This is a genomic window from Martelella sp. UBA3392 (assembly GCF_002358775.1).
In the GTDB taxonomy this organism is placed as follows: domain Bacteria; phylum Pseudomonadota; class Alphaproteobacteria; order Rhizobiales; family Rhizobiaceae; genus Martelella; species Martelella mediterranea.
Window position 1 is genome coordinate 1 of record NZ_DEPM01000087.1, and the last position, 7,385, is coordinate 7,385.

At 63.5% G+C, this 7,385-nt stretch carries 6 protein-coding genes; 1 reads left to right on the forward strand and 5 read right to left on the reverse strand.

The features are described from left to right. The 5 genes from B4E36_RS06390 to B4E36_RS06410 form a co-directional block, all read right to left on the reverse strand. On the reverse strand, nt 1–1,175 hold a 1,175-nt coding region (locus tag B4E36_RS06390), incomplete at its 3' end, for a saccharopine dehydrogenase NADP-binding domain-containing protein (RefSeq protein ID WP_345900141.1). A gap of 194 nt (nt 1,176–1,369) precedes the next feature. After that, nucleotides 1,370–2,272 (reverse strand): heme-dependent oxidative N-demethylase family protein, encoded by a 903-nt coding sequence (locus tag B4E36_RS06395; protein WP_292054272.1) that lies wholly within the window; start codon nt 2,270–2,272, stop codon nt 1,370–1,372. Continuing rightward, complete coding sequence (locus tag B4E36_RS06400; RefSeq protein ID WP_292054275.1) at nt 2,262–2,552, reverse strand: YciI family protein; 291 nt, start codon at nt 2,550–2,552, stop codon at nt 2,262–2,264. The genes B4E36_RS06395 and B4E36_RS06400 overlap by 11 nt, the downstream gene beginning before the upstream one ends. Before the next feature lie 7 nt (nt 2,553–2,559). After that, nucleotides 2,560–3,708 carry an aminodeoxychorismate synthase component I gene (locus B4E36_RS06405; RefSeq protein ID WP_292054277.1) on the reverse strand — a complete coding sequence of 383 codons (1,149 nt, stop codon included), beginning with the start codon at nt 3,706–3,708 and terminating at the stop codon, nt 2,560–2,562. A gap of 1 nt (nt 3,709) precedes the next feature. Continuing rightward, nucleotides 3,710–5,551, reverse strand: coding sequence for a M3 family oligoendopeptidase (locus tag B4E36_RS06410; protein WP_292054280.1), 1,842 nt, complete (start codon nt 5,549–5,551; stop codon nt 3,710–3,712). A gap of 371 nt (nt 5,552–5,922) precedes the next feature. Here B4E36_RS06410 and B4E36_RS06415 point away from each other — a divergent pair. Then, a partial coding sequence (locus B4E36_RS06415; RefSeq protein WP_345900142.1) for a DUF882 domain-containing protein occupies nt 5,923–7,385 on the forward strand: 1,463 nt, incomplete at its 3' end.

The following is a 7,385-nucleotide window of genomic DNA, read 5'->3' on the forward strand; positions in this document are numbered from 1 at the left end:
TTGCGGGTCTCCTCCATCGAAAGCCGCGAGCCGTACCAGTAGGCATTCTTGTCGTGGCCGTAGAGCAGCACGCCGAGCTCGTCGATGCCGGTCAGGATATCGGCTTCCTCGAGAACGAGCATTTCCTTCTGCGGCGTGCCGCCATTGCCGAACATTTCGTCGAGGGAAAGCACCGCGACATCGGCCGGGTGGTAGGCGTAGTGGCAGGTCGGACGATAGGTGACCTTGTCCTTGTCGTTGCGAACGGTGAAGAAATCGGCAATCGAGATCGACTCGTTATGGGTGACGAGGAAGCCGTATTGCGGGCCGGGCGTCGGGCACCAGCTCCTGACCCTAGTATTGGCGCCGGGCTGTTCGAGATAGATCGCGGCCTTGCAGCCCTTCCGGTGCTTCTTGGCGTTCTTCGGCATCCATTTCTCATGGGTGCCCCAGCCGAGTTCGGCCGGCTGCATGCCTTCGGCCACGAAGCCTTCCACCGACCATGTGTTCCAGAACGCATTCTGCGGGCGCAGGAATTTCGAACGCTGGGTGTCGCGTTCGGCGATGTGAATGCCCTTGACGCCGGCTTCCTTCATCAGAGTCGCCCAGCCCGCGCGGTCATCGGCGGCGGGTTCGGCAAAGCTCACGCCGGTCTCGCGCGCGACATCGACCAGCGCCTGCTTGACGAACCAGGACACCATGCCCGGATTTGCGCCGCAGCAGGAAACGGCGGTGGTGCCGCCGGGGTTCCTGCGCTTTTCCTTGCGCACGGTCTCGCGCAGCGCGTAATTGGTGCGCTCGGCGTTGCCCTGGCTTTCGTCGAAATAGAAGCCGAGCCAGGGCTCGATCACGGTGTCGATATAGAGCACGCCAAGTGAGCGGCAGAGCTTCATCAGGTCGAGCGAGGAGGTGTCGACCGAAAGGTTGACGCAGAAGCCCTGGCCTTCGCCCTCGGTCAACAGCGGCTCCAGCAATTCCTCGTAATTGTCCTTGGTAACCGCCGCGTGGATGAAGCGCACGCCGTGATTGGCGGCGAGGTTTGCGTGGCCGTCATTCGGGTCGATGATGACCATGCGCGACTTGTCGAAACGGAAATGCCTTTCGATCAGCGGCAATGCGCCGCGGCCGATGGACCCGAAGCCGATCATGACAATGGGGCCGGTGATTTCGGCGTGGATCGGGAATTCCTGCTGCATTTCCATGTCCTTCTTGTTTGTCTGGCGGGCGACCGGCGGTCATTTCCAGGCTTCGCGCCGACCGGTCTTCCGGTCGCGCTATAAAGCGGAATTGTGACGCGGCGATAATTGTTCCCTCGCGCAAAGCGAGATCACACCAACGCGTTCAAGTAAAGCGGATTTATGGCCGCAGTTCCAGTCGTCAATGCCGGTCGTCAGCGCAAAAGCGTTTCGAGCCAGGCGATCAGCGCCGCGATATCGGCGTCGTCCATGCCCTTGTAGGCGCGCTCGTCGGTGCTCAGTCCTCGCAGCTGCGTAATCATCGCGGTCGCGATCGCCTTGCGTTCGGGATGGTGCAGAATGGCCTCGGCCGGGTCCATATAGATGCGGATGGTGAACAGGATCGTGCCCGTTCCCGGCAGGCGCGTCAGCGTCTGGCGCTCGACCCGCACGAAATTGGCGGCGATCGGCCGGACGGGGCGGAATGGGTCTTCGGGCAGATGTTTTGACACCGGCATGGCCAGCGCATCGGCACCCTTGAACGACCAGTTGAAGCGCTCGGCGGGCAGGCCGGGCTTGAGATTGTCGAAGATGCGGGCGACAAGGGCCGCATTGCGCGTGCCCACTGAGAAGCCGGGCACGTCGGCATGAACCTCGTCCATCGGCCGGCCGACCTTTTCGGCCAGCGACCAGGAGGAGGGAAAGGCGATGAAGCCCGCCGCAAGATGCCAGCGATCCTCGCGCTTGATCAGGATCGCGAGATCGTCCTCGATCAGCATGCCGGCGGTCATAAGCGGCGGAACGGCTGGATCGTCGAGCACAACGGTGCGGTCGAGAAAACGGAGGCGGTTGCCGTCGCGCCGGTAGATATCGGCATGCTGCGTCTCAAGGTGGCCGGCGATCAGCGCCAGCGCCTCGCAGCCAGCATCGAGGCTGTCGTCATCGGCGCGGAAAACCTCGTCGCGGCGGGTCGCCAGAAGGCGATCCTTTTCGGCGAGATAGCGTGCGAGATCGTCGCCGGGTTCCAGCCACTTGTCGGGATCGAGCGCGGAAAGGCCGATCGAGAACGGCTTGTAGGCGCGTCCATAGGGCATCAGTCGCAGATGCTCAGTCGCCATCCTTCAGGCCTTCAAGGGAGGGCAGCGTGCGGGTGAAATTCACCTCCGTCAGCGCGAAGCTGGCGACGCCCTCGGAGACAAACGGGTCCTGCCGGCAGATTTCCTCGACCGCGGCCATCGTGCCGCGCGCCAGGATCACGCCGCCGGTGCGCGGCACCTTGCGGCCGGACGCGACGAAGACGCCGGATTCATAATAGCGGTTCAGCCAGGCGATATGGCCGTCGAAGTGCTTTTCGACTTCTTCCAGAGGCTGGATATAGGTGAGGGAAATCAGGATCATGGCAAACTCACTCGGCGGCAGCGGTCAATGGCGCGGGGGTGGTGAAACGGGCTTTCAGAAGGGCTTCCTCATATTCGCCGGCCGAAGTTGAATCGAGCACCACGCCGCCGCCGACATTGAAGGTCGCCCGCCCGTCATCGTAGAGGCTCACGGTCCGGATTGCCACATTGAACTGCATGGCACCGTCCGGCGCGATATGGCCGATCGCCCCGCAATAGGCGCCGCGCTGGGCGCTCTCCAGCCCATGCAGGATTTTCATGGCGGAAATCTTCGGCGCGCCGGTGATCGAGCCGCAGGGAAACAGCGCGCGGAAAATCGCCTCGATCGTGGCGCCCGGGTGAAGTCTGGCGCGCACCTTGCTGACCATCTGGTGCAGGGTCGGGTAGGTTTCGATTTCGAACAGCTTTGGCACGTGGACCGAGCCCGGCTCGGCGATCCGCGACATGTCGTTTCTGAGCAGGTCGACGATCATGCAGTTTTCGGCCAGCATCTTGTCGTCCTCGCCCATCGCCGCGACGATGGCTGCATCGGCGTCGGCGGTATCGCCGCGCGGGGCGGTGCCCTTCATCGGATGGGTCTCGATCATGCCGTCGGCATCGGCGCGGAAGAACAGTTCCGGCGAGCGCGACAGGATGCGCGGGCCGGCGAGGTCGACAAAGGCGGCATAGCGCACCGGCTGCTGTCGGGCGAGGCCGTGAAAGGCCGAGAGCGGGTCGCCGCTCCAGCGCGCATGCACCGGAAAGGTCAGATTGCCCTGATAGCAATCGCCGGCCATCAGATGCGCATGCAGGCGCTCGAAACGGGGGCGATAATCCTCAAAGCTCCAGGCGGGCCGGATGTCCGTCAGGAAGACGGTTTCGGGCTGGAGCGCTGGCGGGACAGCCTGCTCCGGCGCGCCGAAGATGCCGAAGCAGAGAAATGGCAGGTCCGGCCTTGCCGGCGCAAGACTTGCAAGCGCCGGCTCTAGCAGAAAGCCCGCCTCGTAGGACATATAGCCCGCCAGGAAGCGGCCGGAGGCCCTGGCCGCCTCCATCCGTTGAAATGCAGGAATAAAGTCCTCGGCGGTTTCGGCGACGATGAGTTCTTCGGGCGCGCCAAAGCTGAGCATCCGGCCCGAAAGATCGTCGCAGAAAACGACCTGCTGCCCGCGTGTCATCTCATTCCAGTGCTTCGAGTTCGTCGATCAGCCCCTCGATCATCGACAGCCCCTTGCCCCAGAAGGCCGGGTCGGAGGCGTCAAGGCCGAACGGCTTTAGCAGTTCGGAATGATGCTTGGTGCCGCCGGCGGTCAGCATGTCGAAATACTTGTTCTGGAAGCCGCTTTCGGCGTTCTGGTAGACGGCGTAGAGCGAATTCACCAGGCAGTCGCCGAAGGCATAGGCATAGACGTAGAACGGCGAGTGGATGAAGTGGGGCACATAGCTCCAATAGGTCTCGTAGCCGTCCGCGAGTTTGATCGCGGGACCGAGGCTTTCGCCCTGCACCGACATCCACATCTCGTTGATCTGGTCCTCCGTCAGTTCGCCCTCGCGGCGCGCGGTGTGGACCTTGCGCTCGAACTGGTAGAAGGCGATCTGGCGCACGACCGTGTTGATCATGTCCTCCACCTTCTGGGCCAGCATGGCCTTGCGGGTGGCCTTGTCCGCAGTCTTTGCCAGAAGCGCCCGGAAGGTCAGCATTTCGCCGAACACGGAGGCGGTTTCGGCGAGTGTCAGCGGCGTCGAACACATCAGCGCGCCCTGCTTGGCGGCGAGCACCTGATGGACGCCGTGGCCTAGCTCATGGGCGAGCGTCATCACGTCGCGCGGCTTGCCGAGATAGTTGACGAGCACGTAAGGATGCGCGGAGGGCACGGTCGGATGGGCGAAGGCGCCGGTGCGCTTGCCGGGGCGGATAGGGGCGTCGATCCAGCGCTCATCGAAGAAGCGCTGCGCGATGCCGCCCATTTCCGGCGAGAACGCGCCATAGGCCGAAAGCACGGTCTCGCGCGCCTCCTCCCACGGGATCACCCGTTCGGCGGTATCGGGCAGAGGGGCGTTGCGGTCCCAGTAATTCATCTGGTCCATGCCGAGCCATTTCGCCTTCATCGCGTAATAGCGGTGGGACAGGCGCGGATAGGCCTCGCGCACCGCTTCGGTCAGCGCATCCACCACCTCGCGCTCGACGCGGTTGGAAAGGTGGCGGCTGTCGGCGATATCCTCGAAGGCGTGCCAGCGGCTGTTGATCTCGGTATCCTTGGCGACCGTGTTCATGATCAGCGAGAAGGTCGGCAGATTGTCCTTGAAGGTCGCGGCAAGCGCCTCGGCCGCCTTGCTGCGCACCGGCTCCTTGGTGTCTGAAAGCAGGTTGAGCGCCTTTTCGATCGGCATCTCCTCGCCGTCGACGGTAAAGCGCATCTTGTCCATGGTCTGGTCGAACAGGCGGTTAAAGGCCTGGCTCCCGGTGGTCGACTTTTCCATGAAAAGCTGCTCGAGCCGGTCGTCGAGCTGGTGCGACTTTTCCTTGCGGAGATCAAGCACCCAGGGGCGGTAGCGGGCAAAGCGCGGATCGTTTGCAAGCGCCTTTTCGATCGCCTCCTCGGAAAGCCGGTTCAGTTCGAGCTCGAAGAAAAGGAGATCGGCATAGATTTCGGTGATCCGGGTCGAGGTGTCGCCATAAAGCTTGCGCAGCGCCGGGTCGGCCGCATTGGCATAATAGGAAAGGCCCGCGAACGAGCCGAGCCGGCCGAGCGTGTCGCCGATCGCCTCATAGGTTTCGGTCGCGGCCCCCAGACCGCCATTGCCGGATTTTTCGGCGGCCTCGGCCAGATGGCCCTTCCAGCGTTCGGAAAAAGCGCGGGCCTTTCTGGCGGCGTCATCGAAATCGCCGGCGAATTCGGGCGATGTCGCACCCGGATAGAGATGGGTCAGATCCCATTCGGGCAGGGCGCCGAGTTCCGGGCTTTCCGCCCTGCCGGCGGCGGCATCGGCGGGAAGGGAGGGGAAACGGGGATTGAACATGGGGCTGCCTTTCGTGATCTGTATGCCGCCTCAACATATGGTCCGCGCCCGCCACCCGCAACGCCGGAATTTGCGCCCTGTCGCCGCGGCGCGCAACGGGCGTCGCCGGGGAAGCCGAAAAACGGCCGCAGCGCCAAACAAATTTGATCTGCAACAATGGGTTAACCCTTATGTAAGCTTAATCTGATAGCAAGATGGTTGGAAATTAACGGAATGTTGCCTATAAAAGGCGACCTGAAATTGTGTCGGAAAATCGCCTCGTTTGCGCCGCATTGCGCCTTCAAAAAAGAGGTTCCAATCTCTTGTGTCGGCATGTGCCTTGCGCTCGGGGGAGCCTTCGGGACGTTCAGAGAATCCAGGGAGAGTCCGGTTTGACAATCCGTCCATATCGCGCGTTCTTGCGTCGGACATTTGCTGTACTGGCCGTACTGGCGGCGACGCTTTGCTTTTTCGGCGGCGTCGAGGCGCGTGCGGAAACCCGGACACTCAAGATCTATTACATCCACACCGGCGAGAAGGCCGAGATCACCTTCAAGCGCAATGGCCGCTATGACAAGAAGGGGCTCGAGCAGCTCAACTGGTTCCTGCGCGACTGGCGTCGCAAGGAGCCGACCACGATGAACCCTAAGCTGTTCGATCTGGTCTGGGAGGTCTACCAGCAGGTCGGCGCGACCGACTATATCAATGTCGTTTCGGCCTATCGTTCGCCTGAAACCAACGCGATGCTGCGCAGCACGAGTTCCGGGGTAGCCAAGAAATCGCAGCATATGCTTGGCAACGCGATGGACTTCTTCATCCCGGGCGTGCCGCTGGCCAAGCTGCGCGCAACCGCGATGAAAATGCAGCGCGGCGGCGTCGGCTACTATCCGAAATCCGGTTCTCCCTTCGTGCATCTCGACGTGGCGAGCGTGCGCGCCTGGCCGCGCATGAGTCGCAACCAGCTCGTGGCGCTGTTCCCTGAGGGCCATACCCTGCACCTGCCCGCAGACGGCAAGCCGCTGCCGGGCTATAATGAGGCGCTGGCCGAGTACAAGGCCAAGGGCGCGGTCGCGTCGTCGCAGCCCGTCCAGGTCGCAAGCGCGGATGACGGCGACGAGGACGAACGTCCCAACCTGCTCTCCATGCTGTTCGGCAAGAGGGACAAGGGCAGTGCCGAGCCGCCGACGCCGAGCCGCCCTTCCCGCCAGCAGGCTCAGCCGCAGCAGCGCCAGGCCGAACCCGCGCAGCGTCCCGTCGATATCCTGACGGCGGCCGTTACCTTCGATAATCTCGATATTCCGCTGCCGCTCAGCAGGCCGAGCGCCGGCGAGGCCGATCTCGGCACGCCGCTCGCGACAGCGCTGGTCGATCCGACGCCGACAGCGGTCGAAACGGCTACCGATCCAGCCCTGGCTCTGGCCGCCGCCAGTGTGCCGCTGCCGCAGACGCGTCCGTCCGCCCTCGGTCCTGAAGAGGGAGTCTCCGTCGCCGATATTCTGGTCTCGGAGGCCGCCGATCCGGTCACGGCCGAGCCCGCAACGGAGGTTGCCGCCCTGCAGCAGGATGATCCTGCGTTCAACGACGATCGCTTCGGCCTGTTCGATGGCGACGTGCCGGTGCCCAGCCCCCGGCTTGCCTATGCCGAAACCGGCGGTGCGGCGATGGGCGTCAACGCGGCGCCAACGCCAAGGCTCGCGCTTGCTGCGGTCGAGCCGGCCGCGCCGGTGAGCGACGCCCCGATCGACGCGGCCCGAACCGAGCTGGCCCGCAAGCTTTCGGCAATGGGCGAGACCACCGAACTCGCCTATAATGAAGACGCCGACTTCCGCACGCTGTTCAGGCCGACGGCCGCGCG

Excerpts from the sequence above, each read along its gene's own strand:
- B4E36_RS06395 (WP_292054272.1), bottom strand. The coding sequence starts at position 2,272 with ATGGCGACTGAGCATCTGCGACTGATGCCCTATGGACGCGCCTACAAG.
- B4E36_RS06400 (WP_292054275.1), bottom strand. The coding sequence starts at position 2,552 with ATGATCCTGATTTCCCTCACCTATATCCAGCCTCTGGAAGAAGTCGAA.
- B4E36_RS06405 (WP_292054277.1), bottom strand. The coding sequence starts at position 3,708 with ATGACACGCGGGCAGCAGGTCGTTTTCTGCGACGATCTTTCGGGCCGG.
- B4E36_RS06410 (WP_292054280.1), bottom strand. The coding sequence starts at position 5,551 with ATGTTCAATCCCCGTTTCCCCTCCCTTCCCGCCGATGCCGCCGCCGGC.